We start from the raw sequence: 25,879 nt of genomic DNA on the forward strand, positions 1-25,879 counted from the left end.
GACGACGGCCCCGGTGCCCTTCGACGCCGCGGCGTGGCCCCCGGCCCAGGCCGAACCCGTCGACCTGGCGGACTTCTACGCGGCCCGGGCCGCCGAAGGATTCGGCTACGGACCCGCCTTCCAGGGCCTGCGGGCGGTATGGCGGCGCGACGGCGAGGTGTACGCCGAGGTCGCCCTTCCGGAGGCCGGCCGCGCCGACGCCGAGTCCTACGGACTGCACCCCGCGCTGCTCGACGCCGGCCTGCACGCCGCCTGGCTCGTGGCCCCGGACGCGGGTACCACCGGGACCGGCAGCGTGCCGTTCTCCTGGCACGGCGTGTCCCTGGCGGCTTCCGGTGCCTCGTCCCTCCGCGTCCGGCTCGGCCGGGACACCGACGGAACGCTCACCCTGGCCGTCGCCGACGCCACGGGCGCGCCCGTCGCGTCCGTACAGGCACTCACCATGCGCACCGTCACCGCCCAGGCACTCAGCCCGTTGGCGACGCTCGCCCGGGAAGCCCTGTTCCGCCTGGACTGGAGCCCGGTGGCGGACGCCACGGCACAGTCGGGCGACGGGACGCCGGACGGCCTGCCGGTGACGGTCGTCGGAGCGGACACCGCCGATCTCACCGCGGCCCTGCGCGCGGCCGGCGCGGACGTCCACGTCCACGCGACGCTGCCGGCTGCCGAGGAGGCGGCCCCCGCACTGATCGTGCTGCCCCTGACCACGTCTGACCGGCCCGGATCCGAGGACCCGACCGCCGTTCCCGCGGCCGTGCACGACCTCACCCGCCGGGCCCTGGCACTCGTGCAGACCCGACTGGAACAACAGGCCTTCGCGGACTCGACGTTCGTCTTCGTGACCCATGGCGCGACGACCGGTCACGATGTGGCCGCCGCCGCGGTGTGGGGCCTGGTGCGCTCCGCACAGTCCGAGAACCCGGGCTGCTTCGCCCTGCTCGACCTCGATCCGCACGCCCCCGAGGCACTCCCGATCGCCGCCTTGACCAGCGACGAGCCGCAACTGCGGACGCACGACGGCGAGCTGCAGGCCGCGCGCCTGACCCGCCGGCCGCTCACCGAGACCGACACCGACGCCGGTTCGGCGTTCACCGGTACCGGTCCCGTCCTGATCACCGGTGGCACGGGAGGTCTGGGCGCGGTACTGGCCCGGCACCTGGTGGCCGAGCACGGGGTACGGGACCTGCTGCTGGTCAGCCGCCGCGGCGAACAGGCCCCCGGCGTCGCCGAGTTGGTCGCCGAGCTGGCGGAGTCGGGCGCGCGGGCACGCGTGGCCGCCTGCGATGTCACCGACCGGTCCGCGGTGGCGGAACTGGTCTCGACGCATCCGGTGTCGGCCGTGGTGCACGCCGCCGGCGTCCTCGACGACGGCATGGTCGGCACGCTGACCCCGGAGCGCCTGGCCGCCGTCCTGCGGCCGAAGGTGGATGCCGCCTGGCACCTGCACGAGGCCACCCGCGACCTGGACCTGGACGCGTTCATCGTCTTCTCCTCCGTCGCCGCGGTGTTCGGCAACCCCGGCCAGGCCAACTACGCGGCCGCCAACGCCTTCCTGGACGCGCTCATGGCGCAGCGCCGCACCGCGGGCCTGCCCGGCCTCTCGCTGGCCTGGGGCCCGTGGGCACTGACCGGCGGAGCCTCGGGGATGCTCGCCGAGACCGACGCCGACCGCCTGGCCCGGTCCGGAGTGCCACCGCTGTCGGTCGAGCAGGGACTTGCCCTGTTCGACGCGGCCCTGAGCACCGACGACACCACCTGCGTGCCCGTACGCCTGGACCTGCCGGCGCTCCGCGCCCAGGGCACGGTGCCGCCGCTGCTGCGGTCCCTGATCCGCGGCCGCTCGCGCCGCGCAGCCGCCGCCGACTCGGCAACCGCCACCGGCCTGCGCGAACGCCTCGCCGGCCTGAACCCGATCGAGCGCCAGGAAGTCCTCCTGGACCTCGTACGCGGTCAGGTGGCTCTGGTCCTCGGCCACGCGACCGGCGGCGACGTCGACGCCGGCCGTGCCTTCCGCGACCTGGGCTTCGACTCCCTCACCTCGGTGGAACTGCGCAACCGCCTCAACACCGCGACCGGTCTGCGGCTGCCCGCCACCATGGTGTTCGACTATCCGACCGTCGAGGCGCTGGTCTCCTTCGTCCTGGACGAACTGCTGGGCACCGACGCCGAGGTGGCGACCGTGCAGCGGAGCACGGCGGCCGTGGCGGACGACCCGATCGTGATCGTGGGCATGGCCTGCCGCTACCCCGGCGGCGTCACCACTCCGGACGACCTGTGGCAACTGGTCACCGGCGGCCTGGACGCGGTGTCACCCTTCCCCACCAACCGTGGCTGGGACGTCGAGTCCCTCTACCACCCGGACCCCGACCACCTGGGCACGTCCTACACCCGCTCCGGTGGATTCCTGCACGAGGCGGGGGAGTTCGACCCCGGTTTCTTCGGGATGAGCCCGCGTGAGGCGCTGGCGACGGACTCGCAGCAGCGTCTGCTGCTGGAGTCGTCGTGGGAGGCGATCGAGCGGGCCGGTATCGACCCGCAGAGCCTGCGCGGCAGTGCGACCGGTGTGTTCGCCGGTGTGATGTACAGCGATTACAGCGCGATGCTGGCGAGCCCGGAGTTCGAGGGTTTCCAGGGCAGCGGCAGTTCGCCGAGCCTGGCATCGGGACGTGTTGCCTACACGTTGGGCCTGGAGGGTCCGGCGGTGACGGTGGACACGGCGTGCTCGTCGTCGCTGGTGGCGATGCACTGGGCGATGCAGGCCCTGCGCAGTGGCGAGTGCTCGTTGGCGTTGGCCGGTGGTGTGACGGTGATGTCGACGCCGGCGGTGTTCGTGGACTTCGCCCGGCAGCGCGGACTGTCCCCGGACGGGCGGTGCAAGGCGTTCGCGGACGCGGCCGACGGTGTCGGCTGGTCCGAGGGTGTGGGCATGCTGGTGCTGGAGCGCCAGTCGGATGCGCTGCGTAACGGTCACGAGATCCTGGCTGTGGTGCGGGGGTCGGCGGTCAACCAGGACGGTGCGTCCAACGGTCTGACGGCGCCCAACGGCCCGTCCCAGCAACGCGTCATCCGCCAGGCACTCGCCAGCGGCGGCCTCTCCACCGACGACGTGGACGTGGTCGAGGCCCATGGCACGGGTACGACGCTGGGCGACCCGATCGAGGCCCAGGCGCTGATCGCTACCTATGGTCGTGATCGCGACCCGGAGCGCCCGCTGCTGCTCGGCTCGATCAAGTCCAACATCGGACACACTCAGGCCGCGGCCGGTGTCGCCGGTGTCATGAAGATGGTCATGGCGATGCGGCACGGCGTCCTCCCGCGGACCCTCCACGTCGACGCGCCGTCCTCGCACGTGGACTGGTCCGAGGGCGCCGTCGAGCTCCTCGGCGAGCAGACCGCCTGGCCGGAGACCGGCCGGGCCCGTCGCGCCGGTGTCTCCTCGTTCGGTATCAGCGGCACCAACGCCCACCTGATCCTGGAGCAGCCGGAGGGGGTGCGGCGTCCCGTGGAGGCCGCCACCGTGGAACCGGCCGTGGTGCCGTGGGTGCTGTCGGGCAAGACTCCGGAGGCCCTGCGCTCCCAGGCCGCCAAGCTGCTGTCCTCGGTCGAGGAGCACACGGACCTTCGCCTCGTCGACGTGGGAATGTCCCTGGCGACCGGCCGTTCGCTCTTTGACCACCGGGCGGTGGTCCTCGCCGGCGAACGCACCGATGCCCTCCAGGCGTTGGCGGCTGTCGCGACGGGTGAGGCGGACACGGACCCCGCCGCCGTCGTCGACCGCGCCCGCACGGGTCGTTGTGCGGTGCTGTTCTCGGGTCAGGGTTCGCAGCGTCTGGGGATGGGGCGTGAGCTTTACGACCGGTTCCCGGTGTTCGCCCAGGTTCTGGATGCTGTGGTCGAGTTGCTGGATGTGGAGTTGTCGTCCGGCTCGGCTTCGACTGGTCTGCGTGAGGTGATGTGGGGTGCGGATGCCGACCGGTTGAACGAGACCGGTTGGACGCAGCCTGCGCTCTTCGCGGTCGAGGTGGCGCTCTATCGGTTGGTGGAGAGTTGGGGCGTGCGGCCGGACTTCGTGGCCGGGCACTCGATCGGTGAGATCGCTGCGGCGCACGTTGCCGGGGTGTTGACGCTTGAGGATGCCTGCCGTCTGGTGGTGGCGCGTGCGTCGCTGATGCAGGCGCTGCCGTCGGGTGGTGCGATGGTCGCTGTCCAGGCAACCGAGGACGAGATCACCCCGCACCTGACCGACGGGGTGTCGATCGCTGCTGTCAACGGGCCTCGTTCGGTGGTGGTGTCGGGTTCCGAGGACGCTGCTGTTGAGCTTGCGGCGCGGTTCGAGGCGGAGGGACGGCGCACGACGCGGTTGCGTGTCTCGCACGCGTTCCATTCCCCTTTGATGGACCCGATGTTGGACGCGTTCCGGGCTGTTGCCGAGGGGCTGTCGTACGCTGCCCCGTCCATTCCGGTGGTGTCGAACCTGACCGGCCACCTGGCCTCGGCCGACGAGCTCTGCTCGGCTGACTACTGGGTCCGGCATGTCCGTGAGGCGGTTCGCTTCGCGGATGGTGTGACGTGCCTGGAGGCGGAGGGAGTACGGACGTTCCTGGAGCTCGGCCCGGACGGCGTCCTCGCCGCCATGGCAGGGGAGTCCCTTACGGAACCCTCGCTCGTGGTATCGCTGCTGCGCAAGGACCGGCCCGAGGAGCCGACGGCTCTTGCCGCACTCGCCCACCTGCACACCTCGGGCGCACCGATCGACTGGACCGGGATCTTCGCCGGTTCGGGTGCGCGGTGGGTGGAGTTGCCGACGTATGCGTTCCAGCGGCAGTGGTTCTGGCCGGTGGGGCGGTTGAGTCGCGGTGGTGATGTGCGTGCTGCGGGGTTGGGTGCGGCGGAGCATCCGTTGTTGGGTGCGGCGGTCGAACTGGCCTCGGGTGATGGGGTGTTGTTCACGGGTCGGTTGTCGGTGCAGTCGCATCCGTGGCTGGCTGACCATGCCGTGATGGGGCGTGTGGTCGTCCCTGGTACGGGGCTGTTGGAGATGGTGATGCGTGCTGGGGATGAGGTGGGTTGTGTTCGTGTGGAGGAGCTGACGCTGGCGGCGCCGTTGGTGTTGCCTGAGCGTGGTGCGGTGCGGGTGCAGGTCGTGGTCGGGGATGCCGATGAGGCGGGCCGTCGTTCCGTCGGCGTGTACTCGTCGCCGGAGATCCCGAGCGGCTCGGACGGCTCGGCCGGTTCAGCTGAGACGGTCTGGTCGCAGCATGCGGCCGGTGTCCTTACTGCCGAAGCGCCGTCCGGCGTTGCGGCTGGTCTCTCCCTTGGCGCGGTGTGGCCGCCGGAGGGCGCCGTGGCTGTGGATGCCGAAGGCTGCTACGAGTTGTTCGCGGATGCCGGGTTCGGTTATGGGCCGGTGTTCCGTGGGTTGCGTGCGGTGTGGCGTCGTGGCGAGGAGTTGTTCGCCGAGGTCGCGCTGCCGGAGGAGGCTGCCGAGGCCGTTGCCGGTTTCGGTTTCCACCCTGCGCTGCTGGACGCCTCGCTGCACGCTTCGTTGCTCGCTGCTCTTGAAGGCGAGGGTTCTGGTGACGGTCCTGCGTTGCCGTTCTCGTGGGAGGGTGTGTCGCTGTTCGCGTCCGGTGCCTCGGTGCTCCGGGTGCGGTTGGCGCCCACCGGTGACGGTGCGGGTGAGGGTGCGGTCTCGGTGAGTGCGGTGGACCCGACGGGTGCGCCGGTCATCGCCATCGACGCCCTCCGCACCCGCACCCTCACTCCCGAGCAGGTCAGCGGTTCCGACGACCGCCTGCGCGATGCGCTCTTCGGCGTCCACTGGACTGCGATCCCGGACGTTCCGACGAACCCGACATCCCAAGTCGTCGCAGTCGTCGGCCCTGACGGACTGGGGCTCGCCGATTCCCTCGGCGGTTCCGGTGCGATCGTGGAGGCCTACGAGAACCTCGACGCACTGGCGGCGGCGGGGCCGGAGCGCTCCGTGCCCGACACCGTGCTGGTCGGAGTCGTCGGTGCAGGCAGCGGTGACGGCGCGACCGTCGACGCCGCTCACCGACTGACCGCCGACGCCCTGCACACGATCCAGGCCTGGTTGGCCGACGCCCGCCTCTCCGCCGGCCGCCTGGTGTTCGTCACCCGCGGCGCGGCCGGTGGCGAGGACGCCGCGGCGGCGGCCGTCCACGGCCTGGTGCGCTCGGCCCAGACCGAACACCCGGGCAGCTTCGGACTGATCGACCTCGACGGGTCCCAGGCATCCGCGACCTCGCTTGCCGCGGCGCTCGGTTCCGACGAACCGCAACTGCTTCTGCGCGACGGACAGTTGCGCGCCGCAAGGCTGACCCGCCTGGCACCGCCCGCCGACACCGATGCCGCCATCGACGCGACGACCGACGGTTGGAACGTCAACGGCACGGTCCTGATCACCGGCGGCACCGGCGGCCTGGGCGCGCACTTCGCACGACACCTCGTCGACCGGTACGGCATCCGCAACCTCCTGCTCGTCAGCAGGCGCGGTCCCGACGCCCCCGGCACCACGGAGCTGGTGGCGGAACTGACGGCCCACGGCGCCGAGGTGACCGTGCAGGCATGCGATGTGACCGACCGGGACGCCGTGGCGGCGCTCGTGGCCGGCATCGCGGACGCGCATCCGCTGACCGCGGTCGTGCACACCGCGGGCGTGCTGGACGACGGCGTGATCGGGTCGCTGACCCCGGAGCGCCTGGCCGCGGTCCTGCGGCCGAAGGTGGACGCTGCCTGGCACCTGCACGAGGCCACCCGCGACCTGGATCTGGACGCGTTCGTCGTCTTCTCCTCCGTCGCGGGTGTGTTCGGCGGCGCCGGCCAGGCCAACTACGCCGCCGGGAACGCCTTCCTGGACGCACTGACGGCGCAGCGTCGGGCGGCGGGCCTGCCCGGTCTGTCACTGGCCTGGGGCCCGTGGGAGCAGACCGGCGGCATGACCGGCACGCTGACGGACGCCGAAGCCGACCGCCTGGCCCGCTCGGGAATCCCGCCACTCACCACGGAGCAGGGCCTGGCCCTGTTCGACGCGGCGCTCACCCTCAGCGCGACGCACGCGCACGGCACGGCAGACAGCCTCGGCACCGCCGACGCCGTTGATGCGGTCGGCACCCCCGGCGCATCGCTCGTCGCCCCCGTCCGGCTCGATCTCGCGGCACTGTCCGCGCAGGGCGAGGTCCCCGCGATCCTGCGCGGACTGGTACGGACCCGCACCCGCCGTACGGCGGCCGGCGGTTCCGCGACCGTGGCCGGGCTCGTCAACCGCCTGTCCGGGCTCACGTCCGACGAACGCCGGCAGGAGCTCCTCGACCTGGTCCGCACCCAGTCGGCCCTCGTCCTCGGGCACGCCGATGCGGCGTCGGTGGACACCGCGGCACAGTTCCGGGACCTCGGCTTCGACTCGCTGACGGCCGTGGAACTGCGCAACCGCCTGAGCACCGCAACGGGCCTGCGCCTGACCGCAACGCTGGTCTTCGACTACCCGAACACCGACGCCCTGGCGGACCACCTCCACGACGAGCTGTTCGGCGCCGCGGAGAGCCAGGCACAGGTACCGGTCCAGGCACTTCCGCCGATCGCCGACGACCCGATCGTGGTGGTGGGCATGGCCTGCCGCTTCCCCGGTGGCGTGGCCTCGCCCGAGGACCTGTGGCGCCTGGTCAGCAACGGGACCGACGCCATCACCACCTTCCCGACCAACCGTGGCTGGGACCTCGAAGCGATCTACAACCCGGACCCGGAGCACCTGGGCACGTCCTACACCCGCTCCGGTGGATTCCTGCACGAGGCGGGGGAGTTCGACCCCGGTTTCTTCGGGATGAGTCCGCGTGAGGCGCTGGCGACCGACTCTCAGCAGCGTCTGCTGCTGGAGTCGTCGTGGGAGGCGATCGAGCGGGCCGGTATCGACCCGCAGACCCTGCGCGGCAGCCAGACCGGCGTCTTCGCCGGCGTGATGTACAGCGATTACGGGAGCATGCTGGGCGGTAAGGAGTTCGAGGGCTTCCAGGGGCAGGGGAGTGCGGGCAGTGTGGCCTCCGGCCGCGTGTCCTACTCCTTCGGCTTCGAGGGCCCGGCCGTCACGGTGGACACCGCCTGCTCCTCGTCGCTGGTCGCCCTGCACCTCGGCGCACAGGCACTCCGGGCCGGTGAGTGCACCCTCGCACTGGCCGGTGGTGTGACGGTGATGTCCACGCCTGGCACGTTCGTTGAGTTCTCCCGCCAGCGGGGCCTGGCCCCCGACGGCCGCTCCAAGGCGTTCGCCGAGGCCGCCGATGGTGTCGCCTGGTCCGAGGGCGTGGGCGTGCTGGTGCTGGAGCGCCGGTCCGACGCGCTGCGCAACGGTCACGAGATCCTGGCCGTGGTGCGGGGGTCGGCCGTCAACCAGGACGGTGCGTCCAACGGTCTGACCGCCCCCAACGGCCCGTCGCAGCAGCGTGTGATCCGCCAGGCACTCGCCAGCGGCGGCCTCTCCACCGACGACGTGGACGTGGTCGAGGCGCACGGCACGGGTACGACGCTGGGCGACCCGATCGAGGCCCAGGCACTCATCGCCACCTACGGACGCGACCGCGCCCCCGAACAGCCCCTGTGGCTGGGCTCGGTGAAGTCCAACATCGGCCACACCCAGGCCGCGGCCGGTGTCGCCGGCATCATCAAGATGGTCATGGCGATGCGGCACGGCGTCCTCCCGCAGACCCTCCACGTCGACGCACCGTCGTCGCACGTGGACTGGTCCGAGGGCGCCGTCGAGCTGCTGACCGAGCAGACCGCCTGGCCGGAGACCGGCCGGGCCCGTCGCGCCGGCGTCTCCTCGTTCGGCATCAGCGGCACCAACGCCCACGTCATCCTGGAACAGCCGGAAGGCGTGCGGCGGCAGCCGGCCGCGGAGGCCGAGACCGTGGAACCGGCCCTGGTCCCGTGGGTGCTCTCCGGTAAGTCCCCGGAGGCCCTGCGCGCCCAGGCCGCACGCCTCCGGGACTCCCTGGTGGAGCGCCCCGACCTGCGCCCGGCCGACATCGGGTACTCGCTGGCCCTCACCCGGTCGCAGTTCGACCACCGCGCGGTCGTGCTGGTCGGCGACGCGATGAGCCCCGTCGACGCCCTGGGCGCCCTGGCGCTCGGCGCGGACGATCCGTCCGTGGTCTCCGACTCGGTGGCGGGCGGCGGTTCGGCCGTGCTGTTCTCGGGTCAGGGTTCGCAGCGTCTGGGGATGGGGCGTGAGCTGTACGACCGGTTCCCGGTGTTCGCCCAGGCTCTCGACGCCGTGATCGGGCTGCTGGATGTGGAGTTGTCGTCCGGCTCGGCTTCGACTGGTCTGCGTGAGGTGATGTGGGGTGCGGATGCCGACCGGTTGAACGAGACCGGTTGGACGCAGCCCGCCCTCTTCGCGATCGAGGTGGCGCTCTATCGGTTGGTGGAGAGTTGGGGCGTGCGGCCGGACTTCGTGGCCGGACATTCGATCGGTGAGATCGCGGCGGCCCATGTCGCCGGTGTGCTGACGCTCCCGGACGCCTGCCGTCTGGTGGCGGCCCGTGCGTCGCTGATGCAGGCACTGCCGTCGGGTGGTGCGATGGTCGCCGTCCAGGCAACCGAGGACGAGATCACCCCGCATCTCACCGACGACCTCTCCATCGCGGCCGTCAACGGCCCCACCTCCCTGGTCGTCTCCGGTGCGGAAGACGCCGTCCTGGCCGTCGCACAACACTTCGCCGACCAGGGGCGCCGTACCAACCGGCTCCAGGTGTCGCACGCCTTCCACTCCCCGCTGATGGACCCGATGCTCGACGCGTTCCGGGCCGTTGCCGAGGTGCTGTCGTACGCCGCCCCGTCCATCCCGGTGGTGTCGAACCTGACCGGCCGGCTGGCCCCGGCCGACGAAATCTGCTCGGCCGACTACTGGGTTCGACACGTCCGGCAAGCGGTCCGCTTCGCCGACGGCATCACCACCCTCGAAGCCGAGGGCGTGCGGACCTTCCTGGAACTGGGACCCGACGGCGTCCTCTCCGCCCTGGCCCAGCAGTCCCTCGCGGGCGAAGCCGTCACCGTCCCGGTCCTGCGGAAGGACCGCGATGAGGAGTCCGCGGCCCTCACCGCCCGGGCCCACCTCCACACCCGCGGACTCACCGCGGACTGGCGGGACTTCTTCGCCGGTTCGGGTGCGCGGTGGGTGGAGTTGCCGACGTATGCGTTCCAGCGGCAGTGGTTCTGGCCGGTGGGGCGGTTGGGTCGCGGTGGTGATGTGCGTGCTGCGGGGTTGGGTGCGGCGGAGCATCCGTTGTTGGGTGCGGCGGTCGAACTGGCCTCGGGTGATGGGGTGTTGTTCACGGGTCGGTTGTCGGTGCAGTCGCATCCGTGGCTGGCTGACCATGCCGTGATGGGGCGTGTGGTCGTCCCTGGTACGGGGTTGCTGGAGATGGTGATGCGTGCTGGGGATGAGGTGGGTTGTGTTCGTGTGGAGGAGCTGACGCTGGCGGCGCCGTTGGTGTTGCCTGAGCGTGGTGCGGTGCGGGTCCAGGTCGTGGTCGGGGATGCCGATGAGGCGGGCCGCCGCACTGTCGGCGTGTACTCGTCCCCGGAGATCCCGAGCGGCCCGGACGGCCCGGCCGGTTCAGTCGAGACGGTCTGGTCGCAGCATGCGGCCGGCGTTCTTGCCGCCGAAGCGCCGATCGAGGTTGCGGCTGATCCGTTCCTTGGTGCGGTGTGGCCGCCGGAAAGCGCCGTGGCTGTGGACGCCGAAGGCTGCTACGAGGCGTTCGCGGATGCCGGGTTCGGTTATGGGCCGGTGTTCCGTGGGTTGCGTGCGGTGTGGCGTCGTGGCGAGGAGTTGTTCGCCGAGGTCGCGCTGCCGGAGGAGGCCGCTGAGGCTGCCGAGACCGTTACCGGTTTCGGATTCCACCCGGCGCTGCTGGACGCCTCGCTGCATGCTTCGTTGCTCGCTGCTCTTGATGGCGAGGGTTCTGGTGACGGTCCTGCGTTGCCGTTCTCGTGGGAGGGTGTGTCGCTGTTCGCGTCCGGTGCCTCGGTGCTCCGGGTGCGGTTGGCGCCCACCGGTGACGGTGCGGGCGAGGGTGCGGTCTCGGTGAGTGCGGTGGACCCGACGGGTGCGCCGGTCATCGCCATCGACGCCCTCCGCACCCGCACCCTCACCCCCGGGCAGCTCCAAGCCGCCGATGAAGCAGGCGCGTTCCAGGACTCCCTGTTCCACCTGGACTGGACCGAGATCCCCGCTTCCGCCTCCGGCACCCACCCCGCCGACCCGGCGTCCGTGGCCATCGCCGGTCCCGACCCGTTCGGTCTCGCCGAGGCGCTCGCGGACTCCCTGGCCGTGGTCGCGGAGCCCGGCGGGCTCACCACGCTCGCCGCGTCGGGGAATCCGGTGCCGGACCTGGTCCTCGTCCCGGTCACGGGCGGTGCCCCGGCCTCCACGGACGTGCTGGACGCCGTACGGGAGACCACCGCACGGGCGCTGGAGCACGTCCAGCAATGGTTGGCGGACGACGGGTTCGCGGGAGCGCGGCTGGTGTTCGTGACGCGTGGCGCCGTCTCCGTGGACGGAGCCGGCACCACCGATCTGGCGGCCTCCGCCGTCTGGGGCCTCGTCCGGTCCGCGCAGTCGGAGAACCCCGGCTGCTTCGGCCTGCTCGACCTCGACCCGGCGGCCGACACGCTCACCCAGTCCCCCCTGGTCGCGGCCCTGCGCGCCGCGGCCGACGAACCGCAACTCGCCCTGCGCGCAACGACGGTGAAGGCCACCCGGTTGGCCCGGACCGCCGTACCGGAGGCCGCCGTCGGCGCCGCGGAAGAGGCGACGGACGAGCGGGAGCCGCGGCCCGGCACCGTGCTCGTCACCGGTGGCACCGGCGGCCTGGGCGGACTGTTCGCCCGGCACCTCGTCGCCGAGCGGGGCGTGCGGAGCCTGGTCCTCGCCAGTCGCAGCGGGCTCGCGGCCGACGGGGCGGAGAAGCTGGTGGCCGACCTGGAGGCACTCGGCGCCGAGGTGTCCGTACGGGCCTGTGACGTCGGTGACCGGGAGGCGGTTGCGGAGCTGATCGCCGGCCTCCCGGAGGGGCGTCCGCTCACCGCGGTCGTGCACACGGCCGGTGTGCTGGACGACGGTGTGGTCGGCTCGCTCACCGCGGAGCGGCTGGCCGCAGTGCTGCGGCCGAAGGCGGACGCGGCCTGGCACCTGCACGAGGCGACCCGCGACCTGGAGCTGGAGAGCTTCGTGGTCTTCTCGTCCGCGGCCGGTGTCCTCGGCGGTGCCGGGCAGGCCAACTACGCGGCGGCCAACACGTTCCTGGACGCGCTGATGGCGCAGCGCCGCGCGGCCGGGCTGCCGGGTCTGTCGCTGGCCTGGGGTCCGTGGGACCGCACCGGCGGCATGACCGGGACGCTCTCGGACGCCGAGGCGGAACGGCTCGCGCGCGCCGGAATGCCGCCGCTCGCGGTCGAGCAGGGGCTGGCGCTGTACGACGCGGCCACGGCCGGAGACCGGGCGCTGGTGGTCCCGGTGCGGCTGGACCTCGCCGTGCTCCGCCGGCTCGGTGCGGTTCCGCCGTTGCTGCGCGGGCTGATCCGGACGCCGGTGCGGCGTGCGGCGGCGGCCGGTACGGCGCCCTCCGCGGACGCGCTCACCCGGCAGCTCGCCGGGCTCGGCGCGGCGGAGCGGGACGAGGTCCTGCTCACGCTGGTGCGCGGGCAGGCCGCGCTGGTGCTCGGGCACGCCGACGGCTCGGCGGTCGGCGTGAACCGGCAGTTCCAGGAGCTGGGCTTCGACTCGCTGACCGCCGTGGAGTTCCGGAACCGGCTCAACGCGGCCACCGGCCTGCGTCTGCCGGCGACCCTGCTGTTCGACTACCCGACGCCCGCGGACGTCGTCCGGCACCTGTGCGGCCGGCTCGTCACCGACGAGGCGCCGGGTGCGGGATCGGTACTCGCGGCGCTCGACAGCCTGGAGGCGGCCATCGCCGGACTGGCCCTCGACGACGAGGGCGAGCACCAGTTGGTGGCCGGCCGGCTGGAGGTCCTCAAGGCGAAGTGGGCCGGACTGCGGCAGACGGGAGCATCCGACGGCACCGAGGAGCTGGACATCGAAGGGGCGTCCGATGACGACATGTTCGCCCTGCTGGATGATGAACTCGGGCTGAACTGAGCGGATACGCTTCGGGTTCCGCTTCGTCGAGAACGCCATGGCACGGTGGCCGGACGCAAGATTCCGGCCACCGTGCGGCCTTTTCCGGCCTCTTTCGAAAAAGGCGGAGAACTAGGGATTTACCCACAGTCCGATCATGTCCAATGATTTCCGCGGCTCGGAAAACCTGTTGCGAGCTGCGGAGTTACGGCGTGCACGCGTCCGAGCCACAGCGGCGGCGTCACCGGGGCGCCACGGCAACTCCCCGGCCGAGGCGTCCAGCCCTTGCCGTCCGGTGATGTGTGCTGCCGGTTCGTCCCCCTAGGAGTTCCCCCATGACGACGTCCACCGAGGAGAGCCTGTGGGCTCGGTGCTTCCATCCGGCACCGGCCGCCCCCACCCGGCTCTTCTGCTTCCCGCACGCGGGCGGCTCGGCCTCCTTCTACTTCCCCGTGTCCGCACAACTCTCCTCGGTCACCGAGGTGTTCGCGCTCCAGTACCCAGGGCGTCAGGACCGGCGCAAGGAAGCCGGCATCGGCGACCTCGGCGCCCTGGCCGACCAGGTGTACGAGGCGCTGCGGCCGCTGCTGGAGGAGCGGCCGAGCACGTTCTTCGGGCACAGCATGGGCGCGACCCTGGCGTTCGAGGTGGCCCGGCGGTTCGAGGCCGACGGCGGTGAACTGGCCCATCTCTTCGCCTCCGGGCGCCGCGCACCCTCCCGCGTGCGGGAGGAGACCGTCCACCAGCGGACCGACGACGGCATCGTGGACGAGCTGAAGCTGCTCGCCGGGACGGACACCGCCCTGCTCGGCGACGAAGAGATCCTGCGCATGATCCTGCCCGCGATCCGCAGCGACTACCGGGCCGTCGAGACCTACCGCTGCGGTGCCGACGTCACCGTCCGGGCGCCCCTGACCGTCCTCACCGGCGACCGCGACCCCAAGACCTCCCTGGAGGAGGCCGAGGCGTGGCGCGGCCACACCACCGGGGCCTTCGACCTCAAGGTCTACCCGGGCGGGCACTTCTTCGTCAGCTCCGAGGCCCCGGCGGTCCTGGGCCTCCTGCGGGAGCACTTCACCTCACACGGCTAGCGCCGCGCCGAACCACCGGACGGGCCACCGGCCCCATCCGGCTTCGTCCGAATCCATCCGCCCCCGATCCAGCCGCCCCGGATCCGCCGGCCGATCCCGGCGGGCACCGGCTCCTCGGAGGGCCGTCACGGCGGCCTGGCGCTGCCCGCGTGTCCGGGGAGCGGGAGCCAGGCACCCGGCGCCCCGGGCCGCGCCGACCCGTACGAGCGTCCCGCGGGAGACGTCGGTGCACAGGGCGCGCCACGGGGTCCTCGTCGGCGGTGCGGAGCAGTCGGCGGGTGACTGTCGACTCGCGTACAGAGTGCGTCAATTGTCTGACTGGCACTCACCGTTCACCTCACAACGCGCTATATGATCTTGCTCCGGGGCATGTACGGAGGGTGCCACCGGTCTGCTCTGCAAGCGTCGCCTCGGCGGCCCGGCCCTGCGCGCCTCCGGTCGGCCCCGATGCGGAACACCATGGCGCGAGGTCGGCTCCTGTTGTCACCCCCACGTGGAGGAACGCGTGATGCGGAACCAGTCCGGTGCGCCCGACCCGCCGACCACGCTGGTGGGACGCGACGACGAACTGCGCACCCTCGCCCGGCGCGCCGAGGACGCCCGCGGCGGACAGGCGGGCCTGGTACTGCTGAACGGCCCCGCCGGCATGGGCAAGACCAGTCTGCTGCGGGCCTTCACCACGGGCGACGCCTGCCACGGCATGACCGTCCTGTACGGCACCTGCGCGGAGCACACCGCGGGCGCCGGGTACAGCGGTGTGCGCGAACTCCTCGGCGGACTCGGCCTCGACGACAGCGAGGCCCGCCACTCACCGCTGCTGGAGGGACTGGCCGCCCGCGCACTGCCCGCCCTCACCGCCGACCCCGGCGACCACGACGCCCCCGCCACCGCCTACCCGGTGCTGCACGGCCTGTACTGGCTCGCCGCCCGCCTCATGGCCGAGCGACCGCTCGTCCTCGTCCTCGACGACGTGCACTGGTGCGACGAACGCTCCCTGACCTGGCTCGACTTCCTGCTGCGCCGCGCCGAGGACCTGCCGCTGCTGATCGTCCTGGCCCAGCGCAGCGAGGCCGAACCGGTCGCGCCCGCGGTGCTCGCCGACCTCGTCGCCCAGCGCCGCCCGACCGTGCTCGGACTGAACCCGCTCGGCCCGGACGCCGTCAGGGAGTTGGTGCGCCGGGCCTTCCGCGGCCCGGCCACCCCCTCCTTCGTCGAGCGCGTCGCCGCCGTCTCCGGAGGCAACCCCCTGACCCTCGCCCGCCTCCTCGACGAACTCCGGGCCGAGGGCGTCGCACCCGACGACACCGGGGAGCGGCGCGCCGCCGAGGTGGGCAGCCATGTCCTCGCCCACTCCGTGCGCAGCCTGCTGGAACGCCGGCCGCCCTGGGTGCGCGACGTCGCCCGCGCGCTGGCCGTGCTCGGCGAGGTGTGCACCGAACTGCTGGCCGCCCTCGCCGACGTGCCCGCCACCACGGTCGAGGAGGCCCTGCTGGTGCTCCGCCGGGCCGGCATCCTGGCCCTGGACCGCGGCGACTTCGTGCACGACGTCGTCCGCCGCGCCGTGCTCGACGGCCTCGCCCGGCCCGCCCTGGCCGAACTGCGCACCCGCGCTGCGCTGCTGCTCAGCGACGCCGGCCGGCCCGCCGAAGAACTCGCCGGCCAGCTGATGCTGCTCCCCGTGCTCGACCAGCACTGGATGGCCGGGGTGCTGCGCGACGCGGCGGCCCAGGCCGAGAGCCGCGGCGCCCCGGAGGCCGGCGTGCGCTGCCTCGACCGGGTCCTGGAGATGGAGCCGGACAACGTTGCCGTGCGCATCCAGATGGCCCGCGCGCTCGCCGAGATCAACCCGCCGGAGGCCATCCGCCTCCTCACCGAAGCCCGCTCGCGCGCCACCGACGTGCGCACCCGCGCCCAGGTCGCCGTGCAGTACGGCCTCACCTGCCTCGCCGCACAGCAATCCCCGTCCGGGATGCGGTTACTGGAGGAGGCGCTCGCCGAGTTGGAGGCCGCGATCGGCCCCGAACCGGGCCCCGCGGACCGGGAACTGCGCACCCAGGTGGAGTCCGTCCTGCTCATCGTCGGCGCCGACGAGAAGTCCACCCTCGGGACGGTCCTCGACCGGGCGGCCCGGCTCACCGTGCCGCCCGGCGACACCCCCGCCGAACGCCAACTGCTGGCCATGACCACCGCCCTCACCGCGATGGCCGGCCGGGACGCCGAGTCCGCCGTCGACCAGGCCCGGCGCGCCCTGCGCGCACCCGGCGTCGAACGGGAACCCTGGTCGCTGCTCTCCACCTCCTTCGCACTCTGCCTGGCCGACGAGATCACCGACGCCCAGTACGCGCTGGACCTCCTGCTCCAGTACGGGCAGGACAACGCGGCCGTCTGGACATACGTCCTCGCGCTCTCCACCCGCGCGTTGGTCCACCACGGGGTCGGCGCCTACCCCGACGCCCTCGCCGACGCCCGGACCGCCATGGAGATCATCGGCGGGGAACGCTGGGGCGACCGCTCCGTGCTGCCCCGCGTCGCCCTGGCCAGGGCCCTCGTCGACCACGGCGAACCCGACCGCGCCGAACGGGTCCTCGACGGCATCACCCGCGACGGTCTCGAACGCTTCGCCATCGAGTACCACTGGTACCTGGTGGCCCGGGCCCACGCCCGCTGGGCCCGCCGCGACCACGAGGGCGCCCTCGCCTTCTTCCTCGCCTGCGGCCGGTCCCTGGAGGAGGCACGCATCAGCAACCCGGCGTTCGTACCGTGGGCGGCCGAGGCCGCGGTGCTGTTGGCGGTGCTCGGCCGACACGGCCAGGCACGCGAATTCGCCGCATCCGGCCTTGAGTCGGCCGAGCGCTGGGGCACTGCGAGCAGCCTGGGCACCGCGCGCATGGCACAGGGCTTCGCTCTCCCGGGCAGCGCCGGCATCGAGCACCTCACCGAGGCGGTCGCGTTGCTCGCCGACTCGCCGGCCCGCGGTTTGGAGGCCCGCGCCGAACTCCTTCTCGGGACCGCCCACCTGCAGGCCGACGACCAGCGCGCCGCCCGGGAACACCTGCGCGCCGCCGGCGACCTCGCCCAGCGCTGCGGCGCCGTGGCGATCGGCGACGCGGCCAGGAAACTGCTGGTGAGCGCGGGCGGGCGGCTCCGCCGCAAGACCGCGTCACCGCTGGACATGCTCACCGGCATGGAGCGCACGGTGGCGGACCTGGCGCGGAACGGCGCAAGCAACCGCGCCATCGCGGAATCACTCTTCGTCACCGTACGGACCATCGAAACGCATCTCACCAGCGCCTACCGGAAACTCGGGGTCACCGGACGCACGGAACTGTCCGCCGTCCTGGAGACCAGGGTCACCTTCGGCGCGCGGCCACCGGCCTGGGTCTCCCAGGCACGCGGACGCGGTGGGGACGAACAGGACGCGAGGTAGTGGTGCCCCGGAGCAAGGAGCGGAACCAACCGATCACCTGCACGCCGGGGTGCGCACCCGACGCCCACGGCGACCCGGCCATGCTCCTCGAACGCGGCCGGGAGCAAGACCTCATAGGCGACCTCCTGCACCGCCTCGACCAGGGCGCCGGGTCGGTCCTCACCCTCACCGGACGTCCGGGCCACGCCCAGAACGCTCTCGTCCGCTGGGGTGCCTGCCGCGCCGGGCACGACGGCCTGCGCGTCCTGCGCGCCCAGGCAACCCCCGCCGAACGGGAGCTGAGGTACGGCGTCGTCCTCCAACTCCTCGACGCCCTCGCCGACACCGCCCCCGCCGCCCAGGCCGCACTGATCGCCCCCGACGACCGCCAACCACCGCCCGGGGCCGACGTGGTGCTGCGCACCGCCCGCACCGCGCCCGCCCTGCTCGTGATCGAGGACGTCCAGTGGCTGGACCCGGCCTCGCGGACCTGGCTCCAGTACCTGCTGCGCCGCCTCGACCCGCGGACCCCGCTCGCCGTGCTCGCCAGCAGCTGCGGCGCGGCCACCATCTGGGACACCGGGGGAGACGACGACCCGGCGCCCCCGGCCGCCCTACCGGTCCACCACCTCGTGGTGCCGCCGCTCACCGGCCGCGGGGTCGCCGCCACCGTGCGCGCCTGCTGCGGCATCCCGGGCGACGAGGAGTTCGTGGCCGCGCTGACCTCCGCCACCGCCGGCAACCCGGCCGTCCTGCGGGACGTCCTGCGCGAGTTCACCGACCTCGGCCTGTCCCCGGACGCCGACCACCTCCCCGAACTGCACGCGCTGACCGCCGGCGTCGTCGGCGAGCACACCGTGCGCGCCCTCGACGGCCTGCCCGCCGAAGCCAACTCCGTCCTGCGGGCGTTGGCCGTCTGCGGCGACCTCCTCGACTTCTCCCGGATCCGCGCCCTCGCCGGCGCCCGCACCACACCGGAGGACCGGATCCGCGACCTGCTGGAGAGCGTCGGCCTGACGGTGTCCGTCGGCGACAAGGCACACATCCGCTTCCCCGCCTCCAAGGCACGCGTCATCGAGGACATGCCCGCCGGCGAACGCGCCGAGCTGTACTCCCGCGCCGCCGAACTCGCCCACGACGCCGGCGCCAACGACGAGGACGTCGCCCACCTGCTGCTGCGCTCACCGCCGCTCGGCGCCCCCTGGGTCGTGCCGCTGCTGCACCGCAGCTTCACCGCCGCACTGCGCCGGGAGGACCGCCACCGTGCCTGTGCCTGTCTGTCCCGGGCGATGCAGGAACCCCTCGACCCCCTCGCCCGCAGCCGACTGACCCTGGAACTGGCCGCCGCCGAGGCCGTCGTCCGTCCCGAAGCGGGCGACCGGCGCCTGGCGGAACTGGCCCGCGGCGCCGCCGGCGCCGCCGAACCGCCGTCGTCCGACGCGGGGTTGTGCGTCCGCGCCATCGACCTGGGATACGCCCGGGGCGACAGCGAATGGGCGCGCCGCACCACGGGCGAGGCCCTGCCGCACGCCGCGCCCGCCGACCGGGAGGCGCTGGTCGCGCTGTTCTGGCTGGCCTCCGCCCGGGACGACGAACCAACGATCCCCGAGGTGGCCCCCCTGCCCGACCGGCCGGTGTCGCCGGCCCAGGCGGGCGTCCGTGCCTGGCAGCTCGCCACGGCGGGGGCGGAGGCGGACAAGGCCAGGAAACTGGCGCGGATCGCCCTCGCCGGAGACGGACGGGAGAGCCCGATGATGCCGCGGCTGGCGGCCTGCGCGGCGCTGCTGGCCACCGACGACCACGACGAGGCGGTCGACGCCCTCGACACCATGCTCGTCACCGCCCGCCGCGCCCACCTGCGCAGCATCGGCGCCCGGGTGCTCACCCTGCGGGCCCGGGTGCACCTGTGCGCGGCCCGGCTGGAGGCCGCCGAACGCGACCTGGACAGCGCCGAACGCGCACTGCCACCGGCCAGTTGGCACCCCCGGGCGCTGCCCAACCTGCTGGCCACCCGCATCGTGGCGGGCATCGAGGCCGGCCGCTCGGACCGGGCCCGCCAGATCGCCGCCACCCCCGTGCCCGCCGTCGGCGAGGAGGGCACCTGGTGGCCCATGCTGCTGTTCGCCCGAGCCCGCCTGGCCGCCGACGACGGTGACTGGGAGGAGACCCTGCGGCTGTCCCGGGAGTGCGGGCGCCGGCTGCTGCGCCGGCAGTGGACGAACCCCGCACTACTGGGCTGGCGGCCACTGGCCGCCGAGGCGTGCCTGGAGACCGGCGACCGGACCGAGGCCCACCGGCTGCGGGACGAGGAACTGTCCCTCGCCGACCGCTGGGGCACCGCGGGCGCCCGCGGCAGCGCCCGCCTGTGGACCCAACGCCTCTTCGACGACGACCGCGACCGGGCCGTCGCCCGCGCCCGCGAGACCGCCGCCCTGCTGCACGACTCCCCGGCCCGCCTCGCCTACCTCTGGAGCCGGCTGCACCAGTTCGGCGCCGAGACGGCCCGGGGAGACACCGCCGCGGCCGTCCGCTCCCTGGCGGAGGTCTCCCGCATGGCCGCCGCCCACCCCACCAGCCGCCTGGCCACCGCCGCCCGCGCCCTGACGATCCCGCCCGTCGCCGCCCCGGCCCGCTCACCCGCCGTCGTCGTCCCCTCCGGCTGGCGCGCCCTGTCCGAGGCGGAGAAGAGCACCGTGCTGCTCGCCGCGCGCGGCCACGGCAACCGCCAGATCGCCGAACAACTCGCCGTCAGCAGACGCACCGTGGAACTCCGGCTGAGCAACGCCTACCGCAAGCTGCAGATCGACGGCCGCAAGGAGCTCCACCGACTGCTGGAGGCGCTGGAAAGGCCGGTCGCGGATGCTTCTTGAGCGCGCGAACGAACTGGCCGGGTTCCGCGCCGCCCTCGCCGCGGCGGACCGGGGCGACTCCTCGCTCCTCCTGGTCACCGGCCCCCTGGGCAGCGGACGCACGGCACTCCTGCGCCGGCTGCCCGAGCTCGCCGGCGACGGCGCCAGGGTCCTGCGGGCCAGTGCCGCGTGGCGGGAGCGCGACTACGCCTTCGGCGTCGCCCGCCAGCTCTTCGAGCACCTGCCGGCCGGAGACGGCAGCGCCGGGGGACCCCAACACCCGACCGAAGCCGAGCACTTCCTCCGCCTCACCGACACCGACGCCCACCCGGGCACCGCCGATCCTGCCGACGCAGGCCCCGCCGTCCCCCAGGTCGTCCTCCAGGGCGCGCAGTCGCTGCTCACCGACGCCGGCGGGGACCGGCGACTGCTGATCCTCGTCGACGACCTCCAGTGGGCCGACGGCCCCTCCCTGCGCTGGCTGGCCCACCTCACCCGACGGCTCCGCGGCCGCCGCGCCCTGCTGGTGTGCACGCTCGCCGACGGCGACCACCGGGCCCGCCACCCCCTGGTGCGCGAGGTCGCCGGCGCCGCCCGCACCGTACTGCGCCTGGCACCACTGACCCAGGACGCCACCCGCACCCTGCTCACCGGGGCGCACGGTCGCCCGCCACAAGAGGCGCTCGTACGCGCCCTGCACGACGCGTCCGGCGGCAACCCGCTCTTCCTCACCGCCTTACACGGCGCCCTGCGCCTGCCCGCGCGACCGGCCGCCCGCGAACTCGCGGGGACCGCAGGGATGTTGAGCCCGATGGAGTTGCGCAGCCGGATCGCGGGCCATCTGCGGATCCAGCCGCAGCCGGTCCGCGACGTCGTCGCCGCGCTGGCCGCCCTCGGCGACCACAGCGACCCCGCACTCCTCGCCCAGCTCGCCGGCGTCGACGAGATCGGCTTCTCCGGCGCCCGCCGCGCCCTGGTCGCGGCCGGCCTGCTTGCCCGCGGACGGGACGTCCGCTTCGTCCACCGGGTCGTCCGCGACGCCGCGGACTCCCTCCTCACCCTCGACGAACGCGAACGCTCCCACAACGCCGCGGCCGACCTGCTGTACCGCTGCGGGCGGCCCGCCGAACAGGTCGCCGCCCACCTGCTCGCCGTCGCCCACCCCGGCCGCCCCTGGTCGGAGACGGTGCTGCGCGCCGCGGCCCTCAACGCACTGCGCGCCGGCCGCCCCGCCGACGCCGCCCGGTACCTGCGGCGGGCCCTGCTGCACCACCGCACCCAGGACGACGGCCGCGCCCGCGTCCTGATGGACCTGGCCACCGCCGAGCGCGCCATCGACCCCGACGCCTGCGAACGCCATGTGAGCCAGGCGATCGCCCTGTTGGACACCGCGAGGGACCGGGCCGCCGCCGTCCTGCGCATCCCCCCGAGCCTGCTGGCCGCCCCCGGTCCGTCCACCGTCGGGCTGCTGCGGCAGAGCGCCGCGGCGCTCGACGGCCCGACCGGGCCGGAGGAGGGCGTCGGCGATCTCGCCCTGCGCCTGGAGGCACGGCTGCGGCACTCCGGCCACGAGAACCCCGTCGAGCTGACGTCCTCCGTCGAACGGCTGCGGCAGATGGGCCCGACCCCGCCGGTGGACACCGTCGCCGAACGGGAGCTGGTCTCCGTCCTGTTGTGTGCGGGAGCGCTCAGCGGCCGGCTCCGCGCCGAGGAGGTGTCCCGGACCGGCAACCGCATCCTCGAACGCGAACCGGCCACCGCCGCCCACGCCCACACCACCCTGCCGCTGGTGATGATGGCGCTGTTCGTCGCGGAGTCGGTGCCGAGCGTCGCCTCCTGGCTGTCGAGCGAACAGCGCGCCCGGCGCCTGTACGCCACCGGTGCGGACGATGTGCTGCTGGCGGCCGAGCGGGCCTTCGTCCTGATGGCGCAGGGCCGGCCGGCCGCGGCCCGGGAACACGTCGAACGCGCCCTCGCCAGGAACCCGAGCACCTGGACGGAACCGGCGGTGGTGCTGCTGACCTCGGCCGCCTGCGAGCTGCGCGACGAGGAGTTGAGCGAACGCATCCTGAAGCGGATCCGCGAGCGCCGGCCGACCGGGCTCGCCCTCAGCGCCACCCGGCAGATCCTCCAGGCCGGCGTCGACACCCAACGCGGCCGCGGACGCGAGGCGTTGGACGGACTGCTGGCCTGCGGCCGCCGTCTGGAGACCGCGGGCTGGTGCAACTCCGCGCTGCTGCCGTGGCGGCCCTACGCGATCGGCCTGCACCAGCGGCTCGGCGAGAGCGCCGCCGCGCTGCGCCTGGCCGAGGAGGAGTTGGACTGGGCCCGCTACTGGGGCGCGCCGGCGAACCTGGGACGGGCCCTGCGGCTGAAGGGCTGGCTGCTCCAGGACGACGGACTCGACCTGCTGCGGGAGGCCGTCGCCGTCTTCCGCGGCTCGCCCTACGAGGGGGAACTCGCCCGTACCCTCGTGGTGCTCGGGCGCAGGTTACGCGGCGGCCCGGAGGCCGAGTCGGTGCTGCGGGAGGCGGCGGGGATCGCGGCGGCCTGCGGCGTGCCGTGGCTCGCCGAACGCGCCGAGCACGGCCTGGACAGCGCCACCGTGCCACCGACCGCCACCCTCACCCCCAGCGAGCGGCGTGTGGTGTCCCTGGTGGGGCGCGGTCTGACCAACCAGGCCATCGCCACCGAACTCGGCGTCAGTTCCCGGGCGGTGGAGAAGCACCTCACCAGTGTCTACCGGAAGCTCGGTGTCTCCGGCCGACGTGAACTGGTGAACGCGCTCCCGGGCCGGTGACGTTCGCGGCGACACGTTTTGGACACGTCGTCGACCGCGCCCAGCCGGTGCCGTCCGTGCCGGACCGCCATCACCGTGCCCGTTCGGGCATGACAACAATCCGGGGAAATCTCAAGCGGAAGCGGCGCGCGGCGCTGCCCGTGCGCGGTCATGCCCGATAGGTCGGATTTGTCCCACCGTAGCTTCGCTCTTGCGGACCGAACCCCGTGAAGTGCGGACCACGGATTTAGGGGTGCGGAGATGTCTCGCGTTGACGCGTCGAGCTGGGGCTAACTACGCTCCGTTTCTAGAAATTGAAACTCTTCGAAGCGATTCGATCGAAGATTCGCACCGATCTTCGATCGAATTTCAGATTCCGCTTCTTAGAAATCAGAAAATGACGGGGGTTATCCGAAAGGATGGCGGTCTCGTGACCAGCGCCCAGCTCACTGACTCGACTGACACGAAGAACGGCGGCGTGATATCCGCTCAGGCCGCACCAGCCGGGGGAGCCGCGGGCCCTGGGTTGATGGCGTCCCTCGACCGCGACCTCACCATCAAGCAGGCCAACCAGGAGTTCCTCCGCCGCTTCGGCAGCTCCGCCGGCGACGTCTGCGGCCGCAGCTTCCGGGAGTTGATGCACCCCAGCGTGCAGCAGCCGCTGATGCGTCAGTTCTCCCGGCTGATCGAGGGCAAGCGCCACCGCTTCGCCTCGCACGTGGTCGCCGTCGGCGCCGAGGACGCGGCCTTCGCCGGCACCCTCACCGCCTCCGCGGTCACCGGCGTGACCCCGGACGTCTCCGCGATCCTGGTCCTCATGAGCTCGTCCGAGGACTCCGGTGCCTCCGACGCCGGAGTCGTGACCAGCCAGAAGAAGTTCCTGACCGAGATCGACGCGCGGATCCTGGAGGGCATAGCGGCCGGCCTGTCCACCATCCCGCTCGCCTCGCGGCTCTACCTCAGCCGCCAGGGCGTGGAGTACCACGTGACCGGACTACTGCGGAAGTTGCGGGTGCCCAACCGCGCCGCGCTGGTCTCCCGCGCCTACTCGATGGGCATCCTGAACGTCGGCACCTGGCCGCCGAAGGTCGTGGACGACTTCGTCAAGTGACCCCGGCCGGGCCGCCGCCCGCTGCCACCGACCGCCCTCTCGCCCGTGTCGCCGGCACCGCCTCCCGTGAGGCCGAGCCCGGCGACACGGGCGCGTCGGGCTCCGGTACGGGTTTATGCATTCCCGCGTTACGTGCTCGCAATAATTCTGCCATCAGATGCGGTCGGGCCGTGTCAAGGGCCGTTGGGCCCGACCGTTGGACCCTTTCCGGCAAACCGTTTCTGCGGCCCCCCGGCCGCCCCGCGGCCCGCACCTCGGGCCGCTCGTACGGACCCGCGAACCCCCAACGAAATACTTACGGTAACCCCCCTCCCCCCACGGCTCTTTTCCCTGCTATGAGTATTCTTCCGCATCTCGCATACCACAGTTCACCTCCTTTACCTTGCGGCGCCACGCCCGTTGTGTCACAACGAAGACCGAACCGGGACACCCGGCCCGGACCACGAGCCACCGCAGTCAAGCGGAACCCCCACCCTGCGCCCCGGCAGGCCCGCCGACTGTGCACTTGGCGCCCGTTTTCACCGCCGGGCCGCCCGCGCGACGCCGGACCCCGCCGCCCGCTCATGGCCACAACGGACCGCCGCCGCCACCATGCCCGCCCCTCCGGGGCGAGGCTCGTTCGCAACACCCGCACCCGACCGGTCGGCACCACGCCGCACCGGAAGCACAGGAGGAGCACCGTGGACGCTGAGGGCCGCCGCAAGGCCATGCTGGAGCGGGTACGGCACGCCGGGTCCGCCGAAGTCGGCTGGCTCGCCGAGGAGTTCGCCGTCAGCAGGGAAACGGTCCGCCGGGACCTGAACGTCCTGGAGGGCCACGGTCTGGTGCGCCGGAAACACGGCGGGGTCCACCCCGTGGCGAGGACGGGCTTAGAGGCCGCTTCCACCTTCGGGACACCATGCCACACTCCGGAGAAGTCCCGGATCGCCGCCGCGGCCGCCGAACTCCTCGGCGGGGCCCGGACCGTCTTCATCGACGAGGGCTTCACCCCGTACCTGATCGCCGAGGCGCTGCCGCACGATCGTCCGCTGACGGTGGTCACCGCCTCGCTCGCGGTGGTCGGCGCCCTCGCGACGCGCCGGCAGACCACCGTGCTGCTGCTCGGCGGCCAGGTCCGCCCGGGCGCCATGGCCACCGCCGACCACCGTGCCGTCCACATGCTGTCCGGCTTCGTCATCGACCTGGCCTACCTCGGTGCCCACGGCATCTCGCGCACCTACGGCCTGACCGCCCACGACCTGGCGGCCGGCGAGGTCAAGGCGCAGGCCATCCGCGTCGCGCGCCGCCGGGTCTTCGCCGGGGTGCACACCAAGTTCGGGGCGTCGAGCTTCTGCCGCTTCGGAGAGGTGGGCGACCTGGAGGCGATCGTCACCGGCACCGGCCTCCCCTGCGCGGAGGCTCACCGCTACCACCTCATGGGGCCCAAGGTCATCCAGGTCTGACAGCCCCGCCGCCCGCGGGTGCCGACGGCGGCCCGACGGCGCATCGAC

7 protein-coding genes (1 of these 7 cut by a window edge) are annotated in these 25,879 nt (G+C 73.1%); all 7 read left to right on the forward strand.

Going from position 1 to position 25,879, the window contains the following annotated elements; all coding sequences use genetic code 11:
• On the forward strand, positions 1–13,174 hold the final stretch of the coding sequence (locus ACIQE0_RS19895; RefSeq protein ID WP_402334207.1) for an SDR family NAD(P)-dependent oxidoreductase. Its footprint begins 19,829 nt before the window's first position; the window shows 13,174 of its 33,003 coding nt (coding positions 19,830–33,003); the start codon falls outside the window, past its left edge; it ends in the stop codon at positions 13,172–13,174.
• Between the two features lie 314 nt (positions 13,175–13,488).
• On the forward strand, positions 13,489–14,244 hold the full coding sequence (locus ACIQE0_RS19900; protein WP_366338492.1) for an alpha/beta fold hydrolase: 756 nt from the start codon (positions 13,489–13,491) through the stop codon (positions 14,242–14,244).
• A 508-nt stretch (positions 14,245–14,752) separates the two neighbouring features.
• Entirely contained in the window at positions 14,753–17,671 is a 2,919-nt protein-coding gene (locus ACIQE0_RS19905) for an AAA family ATPase (RefSeq protein ID WP_402333790.1), read from the forward strand.
• 2 nt (positions 17,672–17,673) lie between these two features.
• The gene (locus ACIQE0_RS19910; RefSeq protein WP_402333792.1) at positions 17,674–20,520 is read left to right on the forward strand and encodes an AAA family ATPase; all 2,847 of its coding nucleotides are present in this window, start codon (positions 17,674–17,676) and stop codon (positions 20,518–20,520) included.
• A complete protein-coding gene (locus ACIQE0_RS19915) occupies positions 20,510–23,299 on the forward strand; it encodes an AAA family ATPase (RefSeq protein ID WP_402333795.1) in 2,790 nt (929 codons plus the stop codon). Before ACIQE0_RS19910 ends, ACIQE0_RS19915 begins: the two co-directional genes overlap by 11 nt.
• A 508-nt stretch (positions 23,300–23,807) precedes the next feature.
• Positions 23,808–24,389: a LuxR C-terminal-related transcriptional regulator gene (locus tag ACIQE0_RS19920; RefSeq protein WP_384097966.1), complete on the forward strand. Its 582-nt coding sequence runs from the start codon at positions 23,808–23,810 to the stop codon at positions 24,387–24,389.
• A 680-nt stretch (positions 24,390–25,069) separates the two neighbouring features.
• The gene (locus ACIQE0_RS19925; protein ID WP_402333799.1) at positions 25,070–25,831 is read left to right on the forward strand and encodes a DeoR/GlpR family DNA-binding transcription regulator; all 762 of its coding nucleotides are present in this window, start codon (positions 25,070–25,072) and stop codon (positions 25,829–25,831) included.
• The last annotated feature ends 48 nt before the right edge of the window (positions 25,832–25,879 follow it).

The organism is Streptomyces sp. NPDC093097 (assembly GCF_044754325.1).
Lineage (GTDB): Bacteria > Actinomycetota > Actinomycetes > Streptomycetales > Streptomycetaceae > Streptomyces.